The 25132-nt window shown below is 69.5% G+C and carries 23 protein-coding genes; 19 read left to right on the top strand and 4 right to left on the bottom strand.

Features of this window, described 5'->3' with window-relative positions; translation table 11 throughout:
• Positions 1–32: 32 nt before the first annotated feature.
• Together mqnC and FNH09_RS05065 are read left to right on the top strand one after the other, a co-directional pair.
• Positions 33–1247, top strand: coding sequence for a cyclic dehypoxanthinyl futalosine synthase (gene mqnC / locus FNH09_RS05070; RefSeq protein ID WP_162468136.1), 1215 nt, complete (start codon positions 33–35; stop codon positions 1245–1247).
• A gap of 7 nt (positions 1248–1254) precedes the next feature.
• Positions 1255–1896, top strand: coding sequence for an imidazolonepropionase-like domain-containing protein (locus tag FNH09_RS05065; protein WP_162468135.1), 642 nt, complete (start codon positions 1255–1257; stop codon positions 1894–1896).
• A 42-nt stretch (positions 1897–1938) separates the two neighbouring features.
• Here the strand turns inward: FNH09_RS05065 and FNH09_RS05060 are convergent, their stop codons facing one another.
• On the bottom strand, positions 1939–2991 hold the full coding sequence (locus FNH09_RS05060; RefSeq protein WP_202919596.1) for a chitinase: 1053 nt from the start codon (positions 2989–2991) through the stop codon (positions 1939–1941).
• 308 nt (positions 2992–3299) lie between these two features.
• Here FNH09_RS05060 and FNH09_RS05055 point away from each other — a divergent pair, with 308 nt between their 5' ends.
• The 4 genes from FNH09_RS05055 to FNH09_RS05040 are packed head-to-tail and all read left to right on the top strand — an operon-like array spanning position 3300 to position 8292.
• Complete coding sequence (locus tag FNH09_RS05055) at positions 3300–3689, top strand: hypothetical protein (protein WP_202919595.1); 390 nt, start codon at positions 3300–3302, stop codon at positions 3687–3689.
• A gap of 19 nt (positions 3690–3708) precedes the next feature.
• On the top strand, positions 3709–6090 hold the full coding sequence (locus tag FNH09_RS05050) for a bifunctional polysaccharide deacetylase/glycosyltransferase family 2 protein (protein ID WP_152885515.1): 2382 nt from the start codon (positions 3709–3711) through the stop codon (positions 6088–6090).
• On the top strand, positions 6087–7538 hold the full coding sequence (locus FNH09_RS05045; protein ID WP_152885514.1) for an acyltransferase family protein: 1452 nt from the start codon (positions 6087–6089) through the stop codon (positions 7536–7538). Before FNH09_RS05050 ends, FNH09_RS05045 begins: the two co-directional genes overlap by 4 nt.
• 58 nt (positions 7539–7596) lie before the next feature.
• A complete protein-coding gene (locus tag FNH09_RS05040) occupies positions 7597–8292 on the top strand; it encodes a demethylmenaquinone methyltransferase (RefSeq protein ID WP_162468134.1) in 696 nt (231 codons plus the stop codon).
• A 26-nt stretch (positions 8293–8318) separates the two neighbouring features.
• On the opposite strand, the gene FNH09_RS05035 is transcribed toward FNH09_RS05040, so the two are convergent.
• Positions 8319–8657, bottom strand: a complete 339-nt coding sequence (locus FNH09_RS05035; protein WP_162468133.1) for a PASTA domain-containing protein — start codon at positions 8655–8657, stop codon at positions 8319–8321.
• Between the two features lie 113 nt (positions 8658–8770).
• The gene (locus FNH09_RS05030; RefSeq protein WP_162468132.1) at positions 8771–9277 is read right to left on the bottom strand and encodes a GNAT family N-acetyltransferase; all 507 of its coding nucleotides are present in this window, start codon (positions 9275–9277) and stop codon (positions 8771–8773) included.
• Positions 9278–9376: 99 nt separating this feature from the next.
• On the opposite strand from FNH09_RS05030, the gene FNH09_RS05025 reads away from it, so the two are divergent.
• Entirely contained in the window at positions 9377–10663 is a 1287-nt protein-coding gene (locus FNH09_RS05025; protein WP_162468131.1) for a geranylgeranyl reductase family protein, read from the top strand.
• A gap of 108 nt (positions 10664–10771) precedes the next feature.
• Here FNH09_RS05025 and FNH09_RS05020 read toward each other — a convergent pair whose 3' ends face one another.
• Positions 10772–11572 (bottom strand): C40 family peptidase, encoded by an 801-nt coding sequence (locus FNH09_RS05020; RefSeq protein WP_152885511.1) that lies wholly within the window; start codon positions 11570–11572, stop codon positions 10772–10774.
• Positions 11573–12361: 789 nt separating this feature from the next.
• Between FNH09_RS05020 and FNH09_RS05015 the strand changes: the two genes are divergently transcribed.
• Genes FNH09_RS05015 through nuoL form a run of 12 tightly spaced genes read left to right on the top strand, consistent with a single transcriptional unit; the run spans position 12362 to position 25129 of the window.
• On the top strand, positions 12362–12721 hold the full coding sequence (locus FNH09_RS05015) for an NADH-quinone oxidoreductase subunit A (protein ID WP_007383963.1): 360 nt from the start codon (positions 12362–12364) through the stop codon (positions 12719–12721).
• A gap of 13 nt (positions 12722–12734) precedes the next feature.
• Positions 12735–13289 carry a NuoB/complex I 20 kDa subunit family protein gene (locus FNH09_RS05010; protein ID WP_152885510.1) on the top strand — a complete coding sequence of 185 codons (555 nt, stop codon included), beginning with the start codon at positions 12735–12737 and terminating at the stop codon, positions 13287–13289.
• Complete coding sequence (locus FNH09_RS05005; protein ID WP_152885509.1) at positions 13286–14035, top strand: NADH-quinone oxidoreductase subunit C; 750 nt, start codon at positions 13286–13288, stop codon at positions 14033–14035. The genes FNH09_RS05010 and FNH09_RS05005 overlap by 4 nt, the downstream gene beginning before the upstream one ends.
• The gene (locus FNH09_RS05000) at positions 14032–15372 is read left to right on the top strand and encodes an NADH-quinone oxidoreductase subunit D (RefSeq protein ID WP_162468130.1); all 1341 of its coding nucleotides are present in this window, start codon (positions 14032–14034) and stop codon (positions 15370–15372) included. Before FNH09_RS05005 ends, FNH09_RS05000 begins: the two co-directional genes overlap by 4 nt.
• Positions 15369–16241 (top strand): NADH-quinone oxidoreductase subunit NuoE, encoded by an 873-nt coding sequence (nuoE, locus tag FNH09_RS04995; RefSeq protein WP_162468129.1) that lies wholly within the window; start codon positions 15369–15371, stop codon positions 16239–16241. The genes FNH09_RS05000 and nuoE overlap by 4 nt, the downstream gene beginning before the upstream one ends.
• Positions 16241–17587 (top strand): NADH-quinone oxidoreductase subunit NuoF, encoded by a 1347-nt coding sequence (gene nuoF / locus FNH09_RS04990; RefSeq protein WP_152885508.1) that lies wholly within the window; start codon positions 16241–16243, stop codon positions 17585–17587. The genes nuoE and nuoF overlap by 1 nt, the downstream gene beginning before the upstream one ends.
• Positions 17584–20088, top strand: a complete 2505-nt coding sequence (locus FNH09_RS04985; protein WP_152885507.1) for an NADH-quinone oxidoreductase subunit G — start codon at positions 17584–17586, stop codon at positions 20086–20088. Before nuoF ends, FNH09_RS04985 begins: the two co-directional genes overlap by 4 nt.
• Positions 20085–21470 carry an NADH-quinone oxidoreductase subunit NuoH gene (nuoH, locus tag FNH09_RS04980; RefSeq protein ID WP_152885506.1) on the top strand — a complete coding sequence of 462 codons (1386 nt, stop codon included), beginning with the start codon at positions 20085–20087 and terminating at the stop codon, positions 21468–21470. Before FNH09_RS04985 ends, nuoH begins: the two co-directional genes overlap by 4 nt.
• Positions 21463–22065 (top strand): NADH-quinone oxidoreductase subunit NuoI, encoded by a 603-nt coding sequence (gene nuoI / locus FNH09_RS04975; RefSeq protein ID WP_152885505.1) that lies wholly within the window; start codon positions 21463–21465, stop codon positions 22063–22065. The genes nuoH and nuoI overlap by 8 nt, the downstream gene beginning before the upstream one ends.
• Positions 22062–22904: an NADH-quinone oxidoreductase subunit J gene (locus tag FNH09_RS04970; protein WP_152885504.1), complete on the top strand. Its 843-nt coding sequence runs from the start codon at positions 22062–22064 to the stop codon at positions 22902–22904. The genes nuoI and FNH09_RS04970 overlap by 4 nt, the downstream gene beginning before the upstream one ends.
• On the top strand, positions 22901–23200 hold the full coding sequence (gene nuoK / locus FNH09_RS04965; protein WP_009190046.1) for an NADH-quinone oxidoreductase subunit NuoK: 300 nt from the start codon (positions 22901–22903) through the stop codon (positions 23198–23200). Before FNH09_RS04970 ends, nuoK begins: the two co-directional genes overlap by 4 nt.
• Positions 23201–23215: 15 nt before the next feature.
• On the top strand, positions 23216–25129 hold the full coding sequence (nuoL, locus tag FNH09_RS04960; protein WP_162468128.1) for an NADH-quinone oxidoreductase subunit L: 1914 nt from the start codon (positions 23216–23218) through the stop codon (positions 25127–25129).
• Positions 25130–25132: the final 3 nt, after the last annotated feature.

Below are 25132 nucleotides of genomic sequence, written 5' to 3'. Positions count from 1 at the left end.
CGTCCACAACCCGTGACGAAGGGGATGCTCCGGTGACCGAGAAGGCCGAGCCCACGTCTTTTGATGTCACAGCCGTGCTCGACCGCGCGGCGGCGGGCGGACGCATCACGCCCGAAGAGGCGCTCGTCCTCTACCGCGACGCCCCGCTGCACGCGCTGGGCGCCGCCGCCGACGCCGTACGCCGCCGCCGGTACGCCGGTACCGAGCACATCGCGACGTACATCATCGAGCGCAACATCAACTACACGAACGTGTGCGTCACGGCGTGCCGGTTCTGCGCTTTCTACGCGGCCCCCAAGGACACCGCCAAGGGCTGGACCCGCGACCTCGACGACATCCTGCGCCGCTGCGCGGAGACCGTCGAACTGGGCGGCACCCAGATCATGTTCCAGGGCGGCCACCACCCGGACTACGGCGTCGAGTACTACGAGAAGCACTTCTCCGCCATCAAGAAGGAGTTCCCGCAGCTCGTCATCCACAGCCTGGGGGCGAGCGAGGTCGAGCACATGGCCCGGATCTCTAAGGTGTCGGTCGAGGAGGCCATCACCCGCATCCACCAGGCCGGACTCGACTCCTTCGCCGGCGCCGGCGCCGAGCTGCTCCCGGAGCGGCCGCGCAAGGCCATCGCCCCGCTGAAGGAGAGCGGCGAGCGCTGGCTGGAGATCATGGAGACCGCGCACAGGCTCGGCGTCGAGTCCACGTCCACGATGCTCATGGGCACCGGCGAGACCAACGCCGAGCGCATCGAGCACCTGCGGATGATCCGTGACGTCCAGGACCGTACGGGCGGCTTCCGGGCCTTCATCCCGTACACCTACCAGCCCGAGAACAACCACCTGAAGGGCCGCACCCAGGCCACGCTCTTCGAGTACCTGCGGATGATCGCCATCGCGCGGCTGTTCATGGACAACATCGCCCACATCCAGGGCTCCTGGCTGACCACCGGCAAGGAGGTCGGCCAACTCTCCCTGCACTACGGCGCGGACGACCTCGGCTCGATCATGCTGGAGGAGAACGTCGTCTCCTCCGCCGGCGCCAAGCACCGCTCCAACCGCCTGGAGATCATCGACCTGATCCGCAAGGCGGGCCGGGTCCCGGCCCAGCGGACCACGACGTACGAGCACATCGTCGTGCACGACGACCCGGCGAACGACCCCGTGGACGAGCGCGTCATGTCGCACATCTCCTCCACGGCGATCGAGGGCGGCACGGCACATCCCGAGCTGAAGCTGCTGGCCTCCAACTGACCCGCACGTGCTGACGATCCACGCCGCCGATCTGCTGATCCCGGGGGACCGGCGGCCCGCCCTGCCGGACGGCGCGGTGCTCGTCGACGGCCGGGAGCTGGCGGCCGTCGGCCCGTACGAGGAGCTGGCGGCCGCGCACCCGACGGCCCGCGTCCGCCGCTGGCCGGGACTGCTGACGCCGGGACTGGTGAATCCGTACGGGCCCGAACTGCTGGAGCGGGCCTACCATCCCGACCCGCGCGAGGCCGACGAGCTGGGCACCGAGCCGCTCACCGGCGCGGCACTGGCCGCGCTCGCGCCCACCGACACCCGCTGGGGTGCGAGCGCGCGACGCGGTGTGCAGCGGATGCTGGCGCACGGAACCGTCGCCGTGGCAGGGGAGTTGGCCCGGCCCGCCGTGCTGGACGCGGTGCGCCGGGCGGGGCTGCTCACCGTGGCGCGCCCGGTGCCGCCCGCCGGGGCGCCGTCCCTGGACCCGCTGGCCGGTGCCGGGAGTCTCGCGGAGGCCGGCGTGGGGCCGCTGCTGCCCGCCGGTGTCGCTGCGTTCGCCGTCTTCGACGTCCCGGACGAGGCCACGCTGCTGGAGCGCGGGGCGGCGACCTGTGTGGCGACCGTGGTCGCGGGACGGCTGGTGCACCGGCGCCGGTGACCTCCGGTGATCCGGGTGGCATCGACGCCGGTGATCCGGGCCTCAGCCCGAGAACGCCTCCGCGAACGCCCCCGAACTCTGCTTCACCCCCGAGCAGTCGGTCGCCGCGTCGTCCTGCGCGGCCCGGCCGTCCTCGCACTGCTGGTCGCGGAAGGTGGACCACATGGACACCCAGGCGATCTCCTTCTCCTCGGCGAACGTCCGTACCTGGGCCGCGTCCGACAGCGAGAACGTCTCGTTGGCGACGTCGTTCACGCCGAGCATCGAGGTGAGGGCCATCCCTCGCCAGGCGGCCGCGTCGGACAACCCGAACACCTCCTTCAGCTGGGTGTGGGTGGCCTTGGCCGAGGTGAGGGCGTAGTCGCCCATGTCGGCGGTGTACGACTCGCCGTAGTTCATCGTCATGATGTTCACGACGGAGACCTGGACGTCGTACTTGTTCGCGGACTTCAGCAGCGCCAGGCCGTCGGCGTCGAGGCCGCTGGGCATGACCGGCAGGGTGAAGGACACCCGCAGGTCGGGCCGGTCCTTCTGCAACTGGGCGATCGCCCGGGAGCGCAGGGCGACCGAGCCGGAGTCGGACAGCTGGGTGCCCTCGACGTCGAAGTCGGCCAAGGTCGCCCCCGCCGCGTCCAGCGCCCGGCCGTAGGCGTCCGCCAGCTTCGAGACGCTGTCGCAGACCGACGCCAGCTCCTTGCCGGAGGCCCCGCCGAAGGAGACGCGCACACTCGCGCCGGAGTCCGTCAGCTTCGCGATCCGGGACTTCACCGCCGGATCGTCGATGGCCGTGGTGCCGTTCCACTTCGGCGTACAGCTGCTGCCGTCCGAGATCACGAAGGCCAGGTTGTACGTCGTCGGGGAGCCGGACGAGTCGTTGGCGGAGGCCTCCTCGGCGCTGACGTAAGGCTCGTACGACGTGGTCTGTGAGGCACCCCCCGAACCCTTGTCCGCGGAGCTCGTCGAGGACGAGGAGTTGCTCTGTTCGGGCGCCGCGGGTGCCGCGTCCGACGTGCCGCCGGACCCCGCGGAGCAGCCCGCCGTGGCCATGGCAAACAGGCAGGCCAGCCCGGCCATCGGCCTCAGGAAACTCCTCATTGCGTATGCACCCGCTCTCGTGATTTCTGTCTCAGGATGGAAACAAAGCGTGATTGCCGTATGGAAATGTCTCACATCACGCTGTGGTCTTTTACGCACAGTGATCTCACAGGAATTTCATGGAAAGGCTCGGGCAAGCCGGGCGAAACGCCCGTACGAAAAGGGCATTCGACCCGCCTGGATGGACCTGGGGGAGCGCCGGGATTTACGGTTTCTCTTAGCGAAAAGACAGGTTGGAGTGCCTCTCATGGTGGGCTCATAGGGAAGTCAAAGGGGTTGACACATATAGCGTCCCTAATATCCGTGGAATGCATTCAGAGACTGTCATCGAAAGTCGTGGCGCCGACCGTGGTCGCCGTCGCAAACGCGGCAACGCCTCCGCCGAGGGGCCCGTGTTCGTTGACACCTCAGGACGCAGATCGAAGCTGCTGCGTCGGATCGGCATCCTCCTCGGGGTGGTCTGCCTCGCGTACGCGGGTGTGCTCGGCGCCGCCTTCATGGGGTGGGGCACCTCGCTGACCCCGTCCTCGCTGCTGCCGTTCGGGGACACCGCGCAGAACGTGCAGGGCCCCGGTGGCCTGCGGCCGGACGGCGGCATCGGCAACCGGATCGGCCGCCCCGGCGGCACCCCGTCGGCGCAGCCCTCGGGCGCCGCCGACCCGACCTCGTCCGCGTCCGCCGCCGCGGCCGCCAACTGACGGGAACGCAGCCAGCCTCATGACGACCATGACCTCCCCCCGCGGCCGGCGCCGCGCCCCCACCCGTATCGAGCGGGCGGCCGGCCGGGCCGCCGCCCTCCAGAAACCCCGTGTCATCCTCGCTCTGCTGCTCCTGCTCGCCCTGACGTGCGTGATGCTGCTCGACGGCTATCTGCGCGCCGAGGTCGGCGGTGACGAACGGGTGCGCGACGGGGCGAGTTCGAGCGAGGTCCCCGAGAAGATCCTCGACGGCGGCCCGATCCTCACCTTCCGGGGCGGGCAGGCCACGAGCGTCTCGGTGCCGGACAAGACGATCACCCTCACCTTCGACGACGGCCCGAACCCCACCTGGACGCCCCAGGTCCTGAAGATCCTTCAGGAGAACGACGTGCCCGGCACGTTCTTCCTGGTCGGCTCGATGGTCTCGCGCTATCCGGGCATCGTGAAGACGATGGTCGAACAGGGCAACGAGGTCGGAATCCATACTTTCACCCATGTCGACCTTTCGTACCAGAGTGGCGCCCGGGTCGACCGGGAAATGGAACAGACACAACTCGCCCTGGCGGGCGCGGCCGGCATCACGACGACGTTGTTCCGCGCGCCGTACTCCTCCGAGACGGACGCGATCGACAACTACAGCTGGCCCGTCTACAAGAGGCTCGGCGAGGACGGCTACACCAGCGTCTTCGTCGACACCGACAGCGACGACTGGAAGCGGCCGGGCGTCTCGAAGATCATCCAGTGGGCGACGCCGAGCGGCACCGACGGCGCGTCGGTCCTGTTCCACGACGCGGGCGGCGAGCGTTCCCAGACGATCGAGGCGCTGCCGAAGTACATCAAGAAGATGAAGGCGAAGGGCTACACCTTCACCACCATCAGCGGCGTCATGCAGAAGGACGAGGCGGCGAACCGGGGCGCGGCCAAAACGGGTACGAGCACGGGAGCGGCGGCGGGCACGGGCACGGCAGCGGGTACGGGCACGGCGGCGGGTGCCGCGGCGGCCGGTGCGACCGGCGGGCAGCCCACCGGGACCCCGCCGAACGGCGTCGGCGGCACCACAGGCGGCACCGCCGGCAGCACCACCTCCGCTCTCCAGGCCGCGCACCGGCAGGCCACCGGCGCCACCCTCTACGAGGGCAAGGCCCTGATCGTGGCGGTGGCCGTCGCCGAGTGGACGGTGCCCGTGCTCTCCGTCGGGCTCATGGTCGTGGGCGTCGCCGTCATGGGCCGCTTCGGGATGATGCTGATCCTCGCCCGGCGGCACTACCGGCAGCGCAACAGACGCCGGTTCGGTTGGGGACCCACGGTGACCCGGCCGGTGAGCGTGATCGTCCCGGCGTACAACGAGAAGGAGTGCATCGCCAACACGCTGAAGTCGCTGGCGCAGAGCACCCATCCGATCGAGATCATCGTCGTCGACGACGGTTCCACGGACGGCACCTCCGAGATCGCCCGTGCCGCGGCCGAGTCGCTCGGCATGACGAACGTCCGGGTCGTCCGCCAGGAGAACGCGGGCAAGCCGGCCGCCCTCAACAACGGCGTGCGCAGCGCCAGTCACGACATCGTCGTGATGATGGACGGCGACACCGTCTTCGAGCCGGACGCCGTGCACCAGCTCGTCCAGCCCTTCGCCGACCCGGAGGTCGGCGCGGTCGCGGGCAACGCCAAGGTCGGCAACCGCAACACGGTCATCGGCGCCTGGCAGCACATCGAGTACGTGATGGGCTTCAACCTCGACCGCCGCATGTACGACCTGCTGCGCTGCATGCCCACCATCCCCGGCGCGATCGGCGCGTTCCGCAGGGACGCCGTGCTGGAGGTCGGCGGGATGAGCGAGGACACCCTCGCCGAGGACACCGACATCACCATCGCCATGCACCGCGCCGGCTGGCGGGTCGTCTACCAGGAGCACGCCAAGGCCTGGACGGAGGCGCCGGGTTCGCTCAAGCAGCTGTGGTCCCAGCGCTACCGCTGGTCGTACGGCACCATGCAGGCGCTGTGGAAGCACCGAAAGTCCCTGACCGACAAGGGGCCGTCGGGCCGCTTCGGCCGGGTCGGCATGCCACTGGTGGTGATCTTCCAGATCGTCACCCCGGTCTTCGCCCCTCTCATCGACGTGTTCACCGTCTACTCGATGATCTTCATCGACTTCCGGGCGGCCCTGCTGGCCTGGCTGGCGGTGCTGGCCGTCCAGCTCACCTGCGCGGCGTACGCGTTCCGGCTCGACCGGGAGAAGTACCGCTATCTGCTGATGATGCCGCTCCAGCAGCTGGCCTACCGGCAGATGATGTACCTCGTCCTCATCCACTCGTGCATCACCGCCCTCACCGGCGGCAGGCTGCGCTGGCAGAAGCTCAAGCGCACCGGCGAGGTCGGCACCCCGGCGGGGGCGAGCCGATGAGCTGGGGAGCGGAGCAGCCGCCGTACCGGCAGGGGTATCCGCAGCAGGGGCCCGGATACGGGCAGCAGCCGCAGCAGCCCGGGCCTGGATACGGGCAGCAGCCGCAGCAGCCGCAGCAGCCCGGGTACGGGTACGGACAGCAGCCCGGGTACGGGTACGAGCAGGGCTACGGGCAGGGTTACGGCTACGGCTCCGGATACGGCGGTCAGGAGCAGCAGCAGTACGTACGGCAGCCCTACCCCCAGCCGCACACGGGGTACGGGCAGCAACAGCCGACGGCCGACCCGACGGCGACGCTGCCCCCGGTGGAGTCCGGGCCCGAGCCCGCGCCGGACGTGGAGCCCGACGTGGAGCCGGAGGCCGGGACCGAGGCTCCGGCTGTCGCGGAGGAGACGCCCCCGCCCGCGCCGAAGCCGGCCGGCCGCGACCGCTACTTCGACACCCTGCGCGCCGTGGCGCTGGTGCGCGTGGTCGCGTATCACACCTTCGGGTGGGCCTGGGCGGGGATGGTCTTCCCCTCGATGGGGATCATGTTCGGCCTGGCCGGCACCCTGATGGCGAAGTCGCTGGAGCGGCCCGCGTCCAAGGTGGTGAAGAGCCGGCTGCGCAGGCTGCTGCCGCCGTTCTGGTTCTGGGGCTTCTTCGTGGTCCTGGCGATGCTGCTCCACGACTGGATGCCGGGCTGGCAGATCGTCTACTGGATCGTGCCGCTGGGCGACCCGCCGGGCAACGCCTGGGGCACGCAGGCCTGGGAGATCCTCTGGTACCTGCGGACGTATCTCTGGTTCGTGCTGCTGTCCCCGCTGCTGCTCAGGGTGTTCCGGGCGGCCCCGGTGCCGGTCCTGCTGGCCTCCCTCGCCCCGATCGTGGTCCTCCAGCTCGTCTGGTCGCCGCCCGACGGACGCTTCGGCAGCGCCCTGTGGGACCTGGCGACGTACCTGTTCTGCTGGATCCTCGGCTTCGCGCACCGCGACGGCGTGCTCCAGCGGCTGCGGCCGGCCGTGGTCGTCGTGCTCTCGCTCGCCGCGATCGCCTTCGGCGGCTGGTACGCCTTCTCGCACCAGGGCGAGTTCGGCACCTACGACCTGGACGAGATACCGCTCGCACAGGCCTTCTGGTCGGCCGGGTTCGTGACGCTGCTGATGTACTTCAAGGCGCGCTTCGCGGTCGACTTCGCCGGCCTCGCCCGGTACCGCCGGCTGGACCGGATCGTGACGGTCTTCAACGCCCGCGCGGTGACGATCTACCTGTGGCACGAGATAGCGCTGATCCTCGCCGTCCCGCTGATAGACCAGTTCTGGAACGTGCCCGCGTTCGAGAAGTGGCTGCCGCTGGACAGCCAGTGGTTCATGTTCGGCATCGGCTGGATTCTGATAGTGGTCTTCGTGCTGCTGTGCGGCTGGGTCGAGGACGTGGCGGCGAAGAAGAGGCCGAGACTGCTGCCGTGACACGTCGGTGGGTGGGCCGGGCGCGGGAGCGTCCGGCCCGTACTGCCACAATGGGCCGGTGACCCGCGCATCCTTGGACAAGCAGCCGCACGAAGTCGCCTCGATGTTCGACAACGTGGCGGAACGGTACGACCTCACCAACGACGTGCTGTCCCTGGGCCAGGACCGGCGCTGGCGCAAGGAGGTCGCGAAGGCGGTGGACGCCCGCCCCGCCCAGAAGGTCCTCGACCTGGCCGCCGGTACGGCGACGTCGTCGCTCCCCTTCGCCCGCACCGGCGCCTACGTCGTCCCCTGCGACTTCTCCATCGGCATGCTCCAGGTCGGCAAGAAGCGCAACGGCTGGCTGCCGTTCACGGCCGGCGACGCGACCCGGCTGCCCTTCAAGGACGACACCTTCGACGCCGTCACCATCTCCTTCGGGCTGCGCAACGTGCAGGACACCGACGCCGCGCTGCGCGAGATGTACCGGGTGACCAAGCCCGGCGGCCGCGTGGTGATCTGCGAGTTCTCCCACCCGACCTGGGCGCCGTTCCGCACGGTCTACACCGAGTACCTGATGCGCGCGCTGCCGCCGGTCGCCCGCGCGGTCTCCTCCAACCCCGACGCGTACGTCTACCTCGCCGAGTCCATCCGCGCCTGGCCCGACCAGTCCGGGCTCGCCGCGCGCCTGCGCGGGGCCGGCTGGTCGAAGGTGGCCTGGCGCAACCTGAGCGGCGGCATCGTCGCCCTGCACCGGGGCTTCAAGCAGGCCTGAGGCACGGGGCGCGCCCGACCCGGCTGCTACCTGGTCACCTCGAAGGCGCCGCCCGGTTCGCCCAACTCGCGCTGCATCCCGCCCCCGGTGGGGTTCGGGATCCGCGGCTCGCGCACACCGGCGCCTCCACCGCCCTCTCCCTCGCCGAGGTCGAACCACACGGTCACCACGACACCGCGCGGCACCTCGACACCGGGCGGCGGGTACTGGCGTACGACGTAGTCGACGACGGTGCGATGGAATTCGGGCCGGTCGGGTGCGGCCAGCAGCAAGCCGTGGGCCGCGGCGGCCTCGCGGGCGTCCACGGCCATGAGACCGACGAGCTTGGGTACGCGTACTTCAGGCGTTTTGGGTGTTATGCGCACAGATGTCACCCCCAGCGGTACTGGCAGGGTAACCGCCCGAGGGTGCCACCCGGAAGCATCAAGTGGCTTTCTGTAACGAATACTTACTTTGCGTCACTGCTCGCTTCCGGGATTCACAGCGCGAGCCGGTAGCAGTGCCCCTCCTTCTTCGAGGTCGGGGTCGTGAACGTCTCGGCGAGGCTCATGCCCAGCCGCCGGGTGACCGCGATCGACCGGGCGTTCTGGGAGAGGACCATCCCCACCACGCTCTCCACGCCCGCCGCACGCACCCGCTCCAGCGTCATCCGCGCGGCGGCGGTCGCGTACCCCTTGCCCCAGTGCTCCCGCCCGAGCCGCCAGCCGATCTCGATCTCGCCCTTCGGCCCCCACTCCTGCGGCCACGGCTGCGCCCCGGTGAAGCCGACGACCCGGCCGGATTCGTCCAGCATCGTCCACAGGCAGAAGCCGCGTTCGGCGTCGTGCCGGCGCTGGCGGGCCGTGAGTTCCTCGTAGACGTACAACTCCGAGGATCTGCCGCCATGGAATTCCATGACATCGGGGTCGTCGAAGATCCGATGCCAGGCGACGGCGTCCTCGTCGGTGGGGACGCGCAGGTGCACGACGGGCAGAGGTCGGTTCACGGGGCAGCCCTTCAGCCGGGTGATCAATTCTGCTGAATAGACTGCCCATGTCCAGTGCCGGTCGGCACGCAGATTTCGAACCTTGGGGAGAATCCCGCCGTGACCGAGCCACTCTCCGACAACACCGCCGATGTGATCGTCGTGGGCGCGGGGCCGGCCGGCTCCGCCACCGCCTACCACCTGGCCCAGGCCGGCCTCGACGTACTCCTGCTGGAGAAGACCGAGTTCCCGCGCGAGAAGGTCTGCGGCGACGGACTCACCCCGCGCGCCGTCAAGCAACTCGTCTCGATGGGCGTCGACATCTCGGAGGAGGCCGGCTGGCTCCGCAACAAGGGGCTCAGGATCATCGGCGGGGGCGTCCGCCTCCAGCTCGACTGGCCGGAACTCGCCTCCTTCCCCGACTACGGACTCGTCCGCAAGCGCGACGACTTCGACGAGCAGCTCGCCCGCCAGGCGCAGAAGGCCGGGGCCCGTCTGTTCGAGCGCTGCAACGTCTCCGGCCCGGTCGTCGACGACCGCACCGGCCGGATCACCGGCGTGACGGCCAAGCTCGGCGAGGAGAAGCGGGAGGTCACCTTCCACGCTCCGCTGGTGGTGGCCGCCGACGGCAACTCCACCCGGCTGTCCCTGGCGATGGGACTGCACCGCCGTGAGGACCGCCCGATGGGCGTCGCGGTGCGCACGTACTTCACCTCGCCGCGCCACGAGGACGACTACCTGGAGTCCTGGCTGGAACTGTGGGACCGCCGCGGCCCCGGCGAGGACCGGCTGCTGCCCGGCTACGGCTGGATCTTCGGCATGGGCGACGGCACGTCGAACGTCGGCCTGGGCGTGCTCAACACCTCGGACTCCTTCAAGGAACTCGACTGGCGCGAGGTCCTCAAGGCCTGGTGCGCGTCGATGCCCGAGGACTGGGGCTACACCCCGGACAACATGACCGGCCCGATCCGCGGCGCGGCCCTGCCCATGGCCTTCAACCGCCAGCCCCACTACACCAAGGGCCTGTTGCTCGTCGGCGACGCCGGCGGCCTGGTCAACCCGTTCAACGGTGAGGGCATCGCCTACGCCATGGAGTCCGGCCAGATCGCGGCCGACGTCATCGTCCAGGCCCACGCCCGGTCGACGCCGGCGCAGCGCGAGACGGCCCTCCAGCACTACCCGCGGGTCCTGAAGGACACCTACGGCGGCTACTACACGCTGGGTCGCGCCTTCGTGAAGCTCATCGGCAACCCGAAGGTCATGAAGATCGCGGCCCAGCGCGGTCTGACCCATCCGATGCTGATGAAGTTCACCCTCAAGCTCCTCGCCAACCTCACCGACCCGACTGGCGGCGACGCGATGGACCGCATCATCAACGGCCTGAGCAAGGTGGCCCCGAAGGCCTGACCCGGGGGAGCGGGGTCCCGGCCGACGACCGGGACCCGCGCATGCCGGAAGGGCCGCTGCCCCCGAGCGGCTGCGGCCCTTCACCCCGTACGGCTGTGCGCGCCCGTGTCAGAGCACGCGCACCGCGCCGCTCGGCGGGTCGTACGACAGGGGCTTCATCACGACGCCCGTGGACGGGTTCTGCGCGCCGACGAACATGCCGTCACCGACGTACACCGCCACGTGGTACGCGCTGCCCGCGCTGCCCCAGTACAGGATGTCGCCCGGCTGGAGGTTGCTCAGCGAGACCTGGGTGCCGGCGACCGACTGGTCCTGGGAGACGCGCGGCAGGTCGATGCCGACCTGCTTGAAGGCGGCCTGCACCATGCCCGAGCAGTCCCACGAGTTGGGGCCGGTGCCGCCGGAGACGTAGGCGTCGCCGATCTGGGCCTTGACGAAGGCGATGACGGCCGCGGCCGAACCGGTCGCCGTCGACGTGCTCGCCTGCGTGGCCGTGGAGGCGCTGAGCGTGTCCCGCGCCGAGTCGCGCGAAGCGCGCTCCGCGGCGGCCTTGCGGGCCGCCTCGGCGGCCTTCTTCCTGGCTGCCTCGGCCTTCTGCTTCGCCTCGGCCAGGTCAGCCTTGGCCTGCTTCGCGGCATTCGCCGCGGCCGCGTCGCGCTCGGCCTGGAGCTGGTAGTCCGCGGCGGCCTGCTGCGTGGCGTCCGCGGACTGCGCGATCTGGGCGACCAGGTCGCCGGTGAGGGTGGGCATTTCGAAGGTCTGCGTCACCGGCTCGGCGGCGTTGGCCGCGCCCGATGCCGCGACGGCCAGGGTGCCGAGGACGCCGCCGGCGACTCCGGCACGCATCGCGATCGTCGACGCGCTGCGGCGGGGCTTCCGGTGGCTGCGTATGTGAGCGGTGTGGGACATGGGTACTAGCGGTATCAGGGGCTCCTCCATACCTTCAAGCAACGTGTGCTGCGCCACAATTGTTCAACGGGTCCCCTCAATACCGTTCGCGCCACTCCTTATTGACGCCGTAACGGACATTGTGGACACAGGTGATCAAGCCTGTGATCACGGTCTTTCGTGGTTACGTCCGAATTGCCCGCGACCTACCATCGCCGGGGACCGTTGGCCAAGCCCGGTTCTCATGGATCTTTTATGAATGTGGTGGAGGTCACGGAACGGTCACCGGGGCAGCCGCGTCCCGCGCGAGGGCGGTGCCCCCGCGCGAGGGGCGGCGCTCTCCGGGCGTCGACGATTCGCGTCCGGTCGAGCTCGTGAACGCGTGCACGCGTCCACATCACGTCGCGCGGCTCCCTCTGATGTGTGAATGCCGTCCTTTATCAAGGGGTCGGGCGTGGCGCCAATTTGCATGCAAGGGAAGCCTCTTGATATGGAGACGACCCCGATCACCTGCACGGACGCGGGAAAATGTCACCTCTGGTGACCACTCGGACGCTTCACGTGTGAAGATCACTGCTCATCCGACTTCATGATCGTTCGTCAGGTGGTGGAGATCACAAAGCTTGTGCAATACCCCGTGTCGCAGATCACAGACCGGCAGGCATAAGATGCGAGGCGGTTGGGCTTGTGACCTGCTTCACATGTTCGCGATCTTCGCCCGGACGGGCGAGGTTCGCGGGACCGGTGAGGCGGGCCCCGGGCCTGACGCAACCGCCACCAGTCAGTGCCGACTGAGAGGAGCGAGGAGCGGTGAACGCGTATGCGCCCATCCTCGTACTGGGAGCCCTCGGGGCAGGCTTTGCGATCTTCTCCGTGGTCATGGCCACGCTGATCGGTCCGAAGCGGTACAACCGGGCCAAGCTCGAAGCCTACGAGTGCGGCATCGAGCCGACCCCCACGCCGGCCGGCGGCGGGCGCTTCCCCATCAAGTACTACCTGACGGCGATGCTCTTCATCGTCTTCGACATCGAGATCGTCTTCCTCTACCCGTGGGCCGTCACCTTCGACGCCCTGGGTGTGTTCGGGCTCGTGGAGATGCTGCTCTTCGTGCTCACCGTCTTCGTCGCCTACGCGTATGTGTGGCGGCGCGGCGGCCTGGAATGGGACTGAGGGGCCAAGGGACATGGGACTCGAAGAAAAGCTGCCGAGCGGTTTCCTGCTGACCACCGTCGAGCAGGCCGCGGGCTGGGTGCGCAAGGCGTCCGTCTTCCCCGCCACGTTCGGCCTGGCCTGCTGCGCCATCGAGATGATGACCACCGGGGCCGGCCGATACGACCTGGCGCGCTTCGGCATGGAGGTCTTCCGGGGCTCTCCGCGCCAGGCGGACCTGATGATCGTCGCCGGCCGGGTGAGCCAGAAGATGGCGCCGGTGCTGCGGCAGGTCTACGACCAGATGCCGAACCCCAAGTGGGTCATCTCCATGGGGGTCTGCGCCTCCTCCGGCGGCATGTTCAACAACTACGCGATCGTCCAGGGCGTCGATCACATCGTCCCCGTCGACATCTATCTGCCCGGCTGCCCGCCGCGGCCCGAGATGCTGATGGACGCGATCCTCAAGCTCCACCAGAAGATCCAGACCTCCAAGCTCGGTGTGAACGCGCGGGAGGCGGCCCGGGAGGCGGAGGAAGCGGCGCTCAAGGCCCTGCCCACGATCGAGATGAAGGGGCTGCTGCGATGAGCGACGCGAACGGCCACGGCGGCGACGGGGTGAATCCCGAGAAGGACCTGGCCGCCGACAACCTTCCCGGCCAGCGCGGCCAGGGCGGTGAGCAGATCCGCGTGCAGCGCGGCATGTTCGGCGCCGAGAACGGCGGCGACACCACCGGGTACGGCGGTCTGGTCCGCTCGGTCCGGCTCCCGGGACCGGCGAGCCGTCCCTACGGCGGCTGGTTCGACGAGGTCGCCGACGAGTTGGAGGGCGCCCTGGAGGAACAGGGACTCCTGCCCGACAACGCCATCGAGAAGACGATCGTCGACCGCGGCGAACTGACCTTCCACGTCGAGCGCGAGCACCTGGTGCGGGTCGCCCGCACCCTGCGCGACGACCCGGCCCTGCGCTTCGAGCTCTGCACCGGCGTGAGCGGGGTCCACTACCCGAGCGACAAGGGCCGCGAGCTGCACGCCGTCTACCACCTGCGCTCGATCACCCACAACAGGCTGATCCGCCTGGAGGTCAGCGCCCCGGACAGCGACCCGCGCATTCCGACCCTGGTCCCCGTCTACCCGACGAACGACTGGCACGAGCGCGAGGCCTACGACTTCTTCGGGATCGTCTTCGACGGTCACCCGGCCCTGACGCGGATCATGATGCCGGACGACTGGCAGGGCCACCCGCAGCGCAAGGACTACCCCCTCGGCGGCATCCCCGTCGAGTACAAGGGCGCCCAGATCCCGGCTCCGGACCAGCGGAGGTCGTACTCGTGAGCACGCAGTCAGCATCCGCGGCGTCGGCCGCCTCGGCGCGCGAGACCACCGAGGGCACCGTATATACGGTCACCGGTGGCGACTGGGACGAGGTCGTCCAGTCCGCGGCCCGCGCCGACGACGAACGCATCGTCGTCAACATGGGTCCTCAGCACCCGTCCACCCATGGAGTGCTTCGCCTGATCCTGGAGATCGACGGCGAGACGGTCACCGAGGCCCGCTGCGGCATCGGCTACCTGCACACCGGCATCGAGAAGAACCTCGAGTTCCGGACGTGGACGCAGGGCACCACCTTCGTGACGCGCATGGACTACCTGACGTCCTTCTTCAACGAGACCGCCTACTGTCTCGCCGTCGAGAAGCTGCTCGGCATCGAGGACCAGATCACCGAGCGCGCCAAGATCATCCGGGTGCTCCTGATGGAGCTGAACCGATTGTCCTCCCACCTGGTGTGCATCGCCACCGGAGGCATGGAGCTCGGCGCCACCACGATCATGATCTACGGATTCCGTGATCGTGAAATGATTCTCGACATCTACGAGCTCATCACGGGCCTGCGGATGAACCACGCGTACATCCGCCCCGGCGGACTCGCCCAGGACCTGCCGCCCGGCGCGGTGGACCAGATCCGCGAGTTCGTGAAGAAGATGAGGAAGAACCTCCCGGAGTACGACAAGCTCGCCACCGGGAACCCCATCTTCAAGGCCCGTATGCAGGACATCGGCTATCTCGACCTGGCCGGCTGCATGGCCCTCGGCGCCACCGGCCCGATCCTGCGCTCCACCGGTCTGCCGCACGACCTGCGCAAGGCGCAGCCGTACTGCGACTACGAGACGTACGACTTCGAGATCCCGACCGCCGACTCCTGCGACGCCTACGGCCGCTTCCTGGTCCGGCTGGAGGAGATGCGCCAGTCGCTCGGGATCGTCGAGCAGTGCCTGGACCGGTTGCAGCCCGGCCCGGTCATGGTCGCCGACAAGAAGATCGCCTGGCCTGCCCAGCTCGCCCTGGGGCCGGACGGACTGGGCAACTCCCTCGACCACATCAAGAAGATCATGGGCACCTCCATGGAGGCCCTGATCCACCACTTCAAGCTGGTCACCGAGGGCTTCCGGGTACCGCCGGGACAGGCGTACGCGGCCGTCGAGTCGCCCAAGGGCGAGCTCGGGGTGCATGTCGTGTCCGACGGCGGCACCCGCCCCTACCGGGTCCACTTCCGTGACCCGTCCTTCACCAACCTTCAGGCCATGGCGGCGATGTGCGAGGGCGGCCAGGTCGCCGACGTCATCGTCGCCGTCGCGTCCATCGACCCCGTGATGGGAGGCGTCGACCGGTGACCACCAGTTCTTCGGAGCGCGGCGTCAGCCTGGGCATGCCCGAACTGCCCGCGCCCGGCTACCCGGACGACGTCCGAGCCCGGCTGGAGACCGACGCCCGCGAGATCATCGCGCGCTACCCGGACTCCCGGTCGGCCCTTCTGCCGTTGCTGCATCTCGTGCAGTCGGAGGAAGGACACGTCACACGCACCGGGATGCAGTTCTGCGCGGACGTGCTGGACCTGACCACCGCCGAGGTCACCGCGGTCGCGACCTTCTACACGATGTACCGGCGCAGGCCGAGCGGTGACTACCAGGTGGGCGTCTGCACCAACACCCTGTGCGCGGTGATGGGCGGCGACGCGATCTTCGAGACCCTCCAGGAGCACCTGGGCGTCGGCAACGGCCAGACCACCGAGGACGGCAAGGTCACGCTGGAGCACATCGAGTGCAACGCGGCCTGCGACTTCGCGCCGGTCGTGATGGTCAACTGGGAGTTCTTCGACAACCAGACCCCGGGCAGTGCCAAGCGTCTCGTCGACGACCTGCGCGCGGGACGGCCGGTCGAGCCCACGCGCGGGGCGCCGCTGTGCACCTTCAAGGAGACCGCGCGGATCCTGGCGGGCTTCCCCGACGAGCGGGAGGGGGCCGTCGAGGCCGGCGGCAGCGCGGGACCCGCTTCGCTGGTGGGCCTCCGCCTGGCCAGGGGAGAGGCCGCACCCGCGCGCGTGGTCCATCCGCGCGACGGCGGTCCGCACGACGAGCCGCGGGACAGGGCCGTGCACGAGCCCTCGCCCACCGAGCACCTGAGCTCGCACGACGCGCCGCAGACCACGTCGGCCGCCGACCCGTCCCACCCGTCAGGGCCTGTCGCCGAGGAGGGGGAGTGATGACCTTGGCACCCGAGCTGAAGGACACCAGTCCCGAGAAGCTGCTCGCACCCGTGCTGTCGGCCTTCTGGGACGAGGACGGGTCCTGGACGCTGGACGTCTACCGAAGGCACGAGGGGTACGAGGGGCTCCGCAAGGCGCTCGCCATGTCGCCGGACGACCTGATCGCGTACGTCAAGGACTCCGGTCTGCGCGGCCGCGGCGGCGCGGGATTCCCGACGGGAATGAAGTGGCAGTTCATTCCCCAGGGTGATGGCAAACCGCACTATCTGGTTGTCAACGCCGACGAGTCGGAGCCGGGGACCTGCAAGGACATCCCGCTCCTCTTCGCGAACCCGCACAGCCTCATCGAGGGCATCGTGATCGCGTGTTACGCCATCAGGTCGTCGCATGCCTTCATCTATCTGCGTGGTGAAGTCGTCCCGGTGCTGCGGCGGTTGCACGAGGCCGTGCGTGAGGCCTACGCGGCCGGCTACCTCGGCGAGAACATCATGGGCAGCGGACTCGACCTCGAACTCACCGTGCACGCGGGCGCCGGCGCGTACATCTGCGGTGAGGAGACCGCACTGCTCGACTCGCTCGAAGGCCGCCGTGGTCAGCCGCGGCTGCGTCCCCCCTTCCCTGCGGTCGCGGGCCTCTACGCGTGCCCGACTGTGGTGAACAACGTCGAGTCGATCGCGTCGGTTCCCGCGATCCTGCACCGGGGCAAGGACTGGTTCAGGTCGATGGGCAGCGAGAAGTCCCCGGGCTTCACGCTCTACTCGCTCAGCGGCCATGTCGCCAGCCCCGGCCAGTACGAGGCCCCCCTCGGCATCACGCTGCGGCAGCTCCTGGAGATGAGCGGCGGGATGCGCCCGGGGCACCGGCTGAAGTTCTGGACGCCCGGCGGCTCCTCGACGCCGATGTTCACCGACGAACACCTGGACGTCCCCCTTGATTACGAAGGAGTGGGCGCCGCGGGTTCCATGCTCGGCACAAAAGCTCTCCAGTGCTTCGACGAGACGACCTGTGTCGTGCGTGCCGTGACGCGCTGGACCGAGTTCTACGCCCACGAGTCCTGCGGCAAGTGCACGCCGTGCCGCGAAGGCACCTACTGGCTGGTGCAGCTGCTGCGCGACATCGAGGCGGGCAAGGGCGTCATGTCCGACCTCGACAAGCTCAACGACATCGCCGACAACATCAACGGCAAGTCGTTCTGCGCCCTCGGCGACGGCGCCGCCTCGCCGATCTTCTCCTCGCTCAAGTACTTCCGCGCGGAGTACGAGCAGCACATCACGGGCCGTGGCTGCCCCTTCGACCCGGCCAGGTCGACGGCCTGGGCCGACCGTACGGAGGTGAACGCATGACCGTGACCACCAGCGCTCCCTCCGGAGGGGGAGAGGCGGCGGTCCCGCCGGAGGACCTCGTGTCGCTGACCATCGACGGCGCGGAGATCAGCGTGCCCAAGGGCACCCTGGTCATCCGGGCCGCCGAACAGCTCGGCATCGAGATCCCGCGCTTCTGCGACCATCCCCTCCTCGATCCGGCCGGCGCCTGCCGGCAGTGCATCGTCGAGGTCGAGGGCCAGCGCAAGCCGATGGCGTCGTGCACGATCACGTGCACGGACGGGATGGTGGTGAAGACCCACCTCACCTCGCCCGCCGCCGAGAAGGCCCAGCACGGTGTGATGGAGCTGCTCCTCATCAACCACCCGCTGGACTGCCCGGTCTGCGACAAGGGCGGCGAGTGCCCCCTGCAGAACCAGGCGATGTCGCACGGCAACTCCGAGTCCCGCTTCGAGGGCCGCAAGCGGACGTACGAGAAGCCCGTCCCGATCTCCACGCAGGTGCTGCTCGACCGCGAGCGGTGCGTGCTGTGCGCGCGCTGCACCCGCTTCTCCAACCAGATCGCCGGCGACCCGATGATCGAGCTGCTGGAACGGGGCGCGCTCCAGCAGGTCGGCACCGGCGAGGGCGACCCCTTCGAGTCGTACTTCTCCGGGAACACCATCCAGATCTGCCCGGTCGGCGCGCTGACCTCGGCGGCGTACCGATTCCGCTCCCGCCCCTTCGACCTGGTCTCCTCGCACTCCGTGTGCGAGCACTGCTCCGGCGGCTGCGCGACGCGCACCGACCACCGGCGCGGCAAGGTCATGCGGCGCCTCGCGGCCCCCGACCCGGAGGTCAACGAGGAGTGGATGTGCGACAAGGGGCGCTTCGCGTTCCGGTACGCCCAGACGCGGGACCGGATCGAGACACCGCTGGTCCGCAACGCCGCCGGTGTCCTGGAGCCCGCGTCCTGGCCGGAGGCGCTGGAGGCGGCGGCCCAGGGACTGACCGAGGCCCGCTCCCGGGCCGGTGTCCTGGCCGGCGGCCGCCTCACCGTCGAGGACGCCTACGCCTACAGCAAGTTCGCGCGCGTGGCGCTCGACACCAACGACATCGACTTCCGCGCGCGCGTGCACAGCGGCGAGGAGGCCGACTTCCTGGCCGCGCGGGTCGCAGGGCGCGGCCGTGATCTCGACGGTACGGGTGTCACGTACACGTCCCTGGAGAAGGCGCCCGCCGTCCTGCTGGTCGGGTTCGAGTCCGAGGAGGAGGCCCCCGGCGTCTTCCTGCGGCTGCGCAAGGCCTGGCGGACGCACGGTCAGAAGGTGTACGCGCTGGCGACGTACGCCACCCGCGGCCTGGAGAAGGCGGGCGGCACGCTGCTGCCCGCGGCTCCCGGGACCGAGACCGAGTGGCTGGACGCGCTGGCGAGCGGCGTGGGCCTGGAGGAGGGCGGCGCCGTCGCCGCCGAGGCACTGCGCACCGAGGGCGCGGTGATCGTCGTCGGTGAGCGGCTGGCCTCGGTCGCGGGCGGACTGACCGCGGCCGTCCGGGCCGCCGGGGTGACCGGCGCCCGGCTGGTCTGGATCCCGCGCCGGGCGGGCGAGCGCGGCGCGGTCGAGGCGGGTGCGCTGCCGACGCTGCTGCCGGGCGGGCGCCCGGCCACCGACCCGCGCGCGCGTGAGGAGGTCGCGGCCGCCTGGGGCGTCGCCGAACTTCCGCACCGCTTCGGCCGGGACACCGGTCAGATCGTCGAGGCCGCCGCCCGGGGCGAGCTCCAGGCGCTGGTGGTGGCGGGCGTGGAGGTCGCCGACCTGCCCGACCCGGCACGCGCGCGTGAGGCGCTCGCCGCGGTCGGCTTCCTGGTCTCGCTGGAGCTTCGGCCCAGCGAGGTCACCGCACACGCGGACGTGGTGCTTCCGGTGGCGGCGGTGGCCGAGAAGGCGGGCAGCTTCCTCAACTGGGAGGGCCGGGTCCGCTCCTTCGAGGCCGCGCTCAAGCCCGACCAGCTCACCCGCCGCCTGGCCCCCGGCGACGCGCGCGTGCTGCACATGCTCGCCGACGCCATGGACGTCCACCTGGGCCTGCCGGACCTGCGCACCGTCCGCGCGGAGCTGGACCGGATCGGCGCCTGGGACGGGCCGCGGGCCTCGAACCCCTTGCAGACCGCGGGTGTGCTGGCGCGGCCGGCGGCCGGTGAGGCCGTGCTCGCCGGGCACCGGCTGCTGCTCGACCAAGGTGTCCTCCAGGAGGGCGACGACGCGCTCGCCGGCACCCGGCACCCGGCACGCGCGCGCGTGTCGGCCGCCACGGCCGCCGAGGCGGGTGTCAAGGACGGCGACCTGCTGGCCGTGACCGGCACCGCCGGAACGGTCGAACTCCCGCTGGAGGTCACCGAGATGCCCGACCGGGTGGTCTGGCTCCCGCTGAACTCCGTCGGCGGCGGCGTCGCCTCCGACACCGGGGCGCAGCCCGGTTCCCTCGTCCGCATCGGCCCGGCGACGCTCGCCGCCGAAGCTCCCAAGGAGGTGGAGGCATGAGTCCGTACCTCGCCGCTGAAGACCTCTCGATGTTCGGCCACGACCCCTGGTGGCTGGTCGTCGTCAAGGCGGTGTTCTGCTTCGCCTTCCTGATGGTGACCGTGCTGTTCTCCATCGTCTGGGAGCGCAAGGTCGTCGCCTGGATGCAGCTGCGCATCGGCCCCAACCGGCACGGCCCCTGGGGCATGCTCCAGTCGCTCGCCGACGGCATCAAGCTGATGCTCAAGGAAGACCTCATCGTCAAGCGCGCGGACAAGGTGGTCTACGTCCTCGCGCCGATCGTCGCGGCCATCCCGGCCTTCATGGCCATCGCGGTGATCCCCTTCGGGCCGGCCGACAACGAGGTCTCGATCTTCGGTACGCGCACCACGATGCAGCTCACCGACCTGCCGATCGCGATGCTCTACGTCCTCGCGGTCGCCTCGGTCGGGATCTACGGGATCGTGCTGGCGGGCTGGAGCTCCGGATCCACCTACCCGCTGCTCGGCGGCCTGCGCTCCTGCGCGCAGATGATCTCGTACGAGATCGCGATGGGCGCCGCGTTCGCGTCGGTGTTCCTCTACTCGGGTTCGATGTCGACCTCGACGATCGTGGAACAGCAGCACGACCGCTGGTTCGTCCTGCTGCTGCCGGTCTCCTTCGTGATCTACATCATCACGATGATCGGCGAGACCAACCGGGCCCCCTTCGACATGCCGGAGTCCGAGGGCGACCTGGTCGGCGGCTTCAACACCGAGTACTCGTCGATCAAGTTCGCGATGTTCATGCTCGCCGAGTACGTCAACATGGTGACAGTCTCGGCCGTGTCGACCACGCTGTTCCTGGGCGGCTGGCGGGCCCCGTGGCCGATCAGCACCTTCTGGGCGGGCGCGAACCACGGCTGGTGGCCGATGCTCTGGTTCGTGGTGAAGGTGCAGCTGCTGCTGTTCGGCTTCATCTGGCTGCGCGGCACGCTGCCGCGGGTCCGCTACGACCAGCTGATGAAGCTCGGCTGGAAGGTACTCATCCCGGTCTCCGTCGTCTGGCTGATGCTCGTGGCGACCGTGCGGACCCTGCGCAACGAGCACTACGACTTCGCCGACATCGCCCTGTACGTCGGCGGCGCCGTCCTCGTCCTGCTGCTGCTGTCCTTCGTCGCCGACCTTTTCCGCGACAAGGCGGAGACGGCCGAGGCGGCCGGGCGGACCGCCGAGGAGGCGGTCGGCTTCGACCCGATGGCCGGCGGATTCCCCGTACCCCCGCTGCCGGGACAGGAGCTGCCGCCGGTGCCCCGGCGCCGCCCGCACCGCGAGCGGGAGTTGATTGTCAGTGGTGGATCCGATACTGCGAGTGACGGATCGATCGGCGGATCTCGTGACGGAAAGGAGGCGTCCGATGGCTGAGGAGCCCAAGGAGACCAAACCCGGTTTCCAGAACCCCGTGGCCGGCTTCGGCGTGACCTTCAAGGCCATGTTCAAGAAGCGGCTGACCGAGCAGTACCCGGAGCAGCAGAAGACCACCGCTCCGCGCTTCCACGGGCGGCACCAGCTCAACCGTCATCCGGACGGCCTGGAGAAGTGCGTCGGCTGCGAGCTGTGCGCCTGGGCCTGTCCCGCCGACGCCATCTACGTGGAGGGCGCCGACAACACGGACGAGGAGCGCTACTCGCCCGGCGAGCGGTACGGCCGCGTCTACCAGATCAACTACGCCCGCTGCATCCTGTGCGGACTGTGCATCGAGGCGTGCCCCACGCGCGCGCTGACGATGACGAACGAGTTCGAGCTGGCCGACTCCAGCCGCGCGAACCTCATCTACACCAAGGAGCAGCTCCTCGCCGGGCTCGACGAGGACATGGTCGACACCCCGCACGCCATCTACCCGGGGATGGACGAGCAGGACTACTACCGGGGGCTGGTCACCGAGGCCGCTCCCGGCACGGAGCGCCAGGTGGCCGTCTCCAAGGGCGAGCAGCCCGGGGAGCAGGAGGTGAAGGCATGAGCGCGCAGCTCGCCGCCTACTCCACCTCCACCGGAGAGGCCTTCCAGTTCTGGGTCCTCGGCTCGGTCGCGCTGATCGGCGCCCTGTGCACCGTCTTCATGAAGAAGGCCGTGCACAGCGCGCTCTGCCTGGCCGGAACCATGATCGTCCTAGCGGTGTTCTACCTCGCCAACGGCGCCTACTTCCTGGGCATCGTGCAGATCGTCGTCTACACCGGCGCGATCATGATGCTGTTCCTGTTCGTGGTGATGCTCGTCGGCGTGACGGCGGCCGACTCCCTGAAGGAGACCATCAAGGGCCAGCGCTGGCTGGCCCTCGTCAGTGGTCTGGGCTTCGGCATCCTGCTGCTGGCCGGCATCGGCAACGCCTCCCTCACCGAGTTCGACGGCCTGGGACAGGCCAACGCGAACGGCAATGTGCAGGGGATCGCCGCGCTGCTGTTCACTAAGTACGTCTTCGCCTTCGAGATCACCGGCGCGCTGCTGATCACGGCCGCCGTCGGCGCCATGGTGCTCACCCACCGCGAGCGCACCGAGCGCGCGAAGACGCAGCGCGAACTGGCCGAACAGCGGGTGCGGGAGGGCAAGCACCTGCCGCCGCTGCCCGCGCCGGGTGTCTACGCCCGGCACAACGCCGTGGACATCGCGGGGCTGCTGCCCGACGGCACCCCGTCCGAGCTCACGGTCAGCAAGACGCTGCGCGAGCGCGGCCAGATCCGTGACGTGTCCACCGAGGCGCTCAACGACCTCCGAGCGCTGGAGCAGCGTGCCGAGGAGCGCCTGGAGCGCACGGAGGTCGTACCGGCGACCTTCCGGCGGACCGAGGAGGCGTCGAAGTGAACCCCGTGAACTACCTCTATCTCGCGGCCCTGCTGTTCACGATCGGCGCCACCGGCGTACTGATCCGGCGCAACGCCATCGTGGTCTTCATGTGCATCGAGCTCATGCTGAACGCCTGCAACCTCGCGTTCGTCGTCTTCTCCCGGATGCACGGCAATCTCGACGGCCAGATCATCGCCTTCTTCACGATGGTCGTCGCCGCAGCGGAGGTCGTGGTGGGTCTGGCGATCATCGTGTCGCTGTTCCGGTCCCGCCACTCGGCCTCGGTCGACGACGCCAGCCTGATGAAGCTGTAAGGGGTCGGAAGAATCGTGGAGAACCTGATCGCGCTGCTGATCGCGGCGCCCCTGCTCGGAGCGGCCGTCCTGCTGGTCGGCGGCCGGCGGCTGGACGCCGTCGGCCACTGGATCGGCACCGTCCTCGCGGCCGCCTCCTTCGCCGTCGGAGTCGTCCTCTTCACCGACCTGCTCGGCCGGAGCGCCCAGGACCGGACGCTGACCCAGCACCTGTACAGCTGGATCCCGGTCGAGGGCTTCCAGGCGGACGTGGCCTTCCGCCTGGACCAGCTGTCGATGACCTTCGTGCTGCTGATCACGGGCGTCGGCTCGCTGATCCACCTGTACTCGATCGGGTACATGGAGCACGACGAGCGGCGGCGCCGCTTCTTCGGCTACCTGAACCTGTTCCTGGCGGCGATGCTGCTGCTCGTCCTCGCCGACAACTACCTTCTGCTGTACGTCGGCTGGGAGGGCGTCGGTCTCGCCTCGTACCTCCTCATCGGCTTCTGGCAGCACAAGCCCAGCGCGGCCACCGCGGCGAAGAAGGCCTTCCTGGTCAACCGCGTCGGCGACATGGGTCTGTCGATCGCCATCATGCTGATGTTCACCACCTTCGGGACCTTCGCCTTCGGCCCGGTGCTCGGCAGCCAGGAACACCCCGGTCTCGCCGGTGACGCCACCGGCGGGAAGCTCACCGCCATCGCCCTGATGCTGCTGCTCGCGGCCTGCGGCAAGTCCGCCCAGGTGCCGCTCCAGTCCTGGCTCGGGGACGCGATGGAGGGCCCGACCCCGGTCTCGGCCCTCATCCACGCCGCGACGATGGTGACCGCGGGCGTGTATCTGATCGTCCGGTCCGCGGCGATCTTCAACGGCAGCCCCGACGCGCAGCTCGTGGTCACCGTCGTCGGCGCGGTCACGCTCCTGTTCGGTGCGATCGTCGGTTGCGCGAAGGACGACATCAAGAAGGCGCTGGCCGGCTCGACCATGTCGCAGATCGGCTACATGGTGCTCGCCGCGGGCCTCGGCCCCATCGGCTACGTCTTCGCGATCATGCACCTGGTCACCCATGGCTTCTTCAAGGCCGGGCTCTTCCTCGGCGCCGGTTCGGTCATGCACGGCATGAACGACGAGGTCGACATGAGGAAGTACGGCGGCCTCAGGAAGTACATGCCGGTCACCTTCGCGACCTTCAGCCTCGGCTACCTCGCCATCATCGGCTTCCCGGGCCTGTCCGGCTTCTTCTCCAAGGACAAGATCATCGAGGCGGCCTTCGCCAAGGGTGGCACCGAGGGCTGGATCCTCGGCGGCGCGGCCCTGCTCGGCGCGGCCGTCACGGCGTTCTACATGACGCGCGTGATGCTGATGACGTTCTTCGGCGAGAAGCGCTGGCAGCCCGACGAGCACGGCCACGAGCCGCACCCGCACGAGTCGCCCAGGTCCATGACGATCCCGATGATCGTGCTGGCCTTCGGATCGGTCTTCGCGGGCGGCCTGTTCAGCATCGGCGACCGCTTCCTGAACTGGCTGGAGCCGGTCACCGGGCACGCCGAGGGCGACTCGCCCCTCAGCCCGATGGCGGTCACTCTGATCACCACGGCCCTGCTCGTCGTCGGCGTCGCCCTCGCGTACGCCCAGTACGGACGGCGCCCGGTCCCGGTCGTCGCCCCGCGCGGGTCGCTGCTCACCCGGGCCGCCCGCCGGGACCTGTACCAGGACGACTTCAACCACGTCGTCCTCGTGCGCGGCGGGGAGCACCTGACGCGCTCCCTGGTGTACGTCGATCACACCCTGGTCGACGGTGTCGTCAACGGCACGGCGGCCTCGGTCGGTGGGCTCTCCGGACGGCTGCGCCGGCTCCAGAACGGCTTCGCGCGGTCGTACGCGGTCTCGATGTTCGGCGGTGCGGCACTCCTCGTCGCCGCGACCCTGCTGATGAGGGCGGTCTGATAC

The organism is Streptomyces adustus (assembly GCF_009377175.1).
GTDB classification, from domain to species: Bacteria; Actinomycetota; Actinomycetes; order Streptomycetales; family Streptomycetaceae; genus Streptomyces; species Streptomyces adustus.
This window is presented reverse-complemented; position numbering and strand designations above follow the sequence as displayed.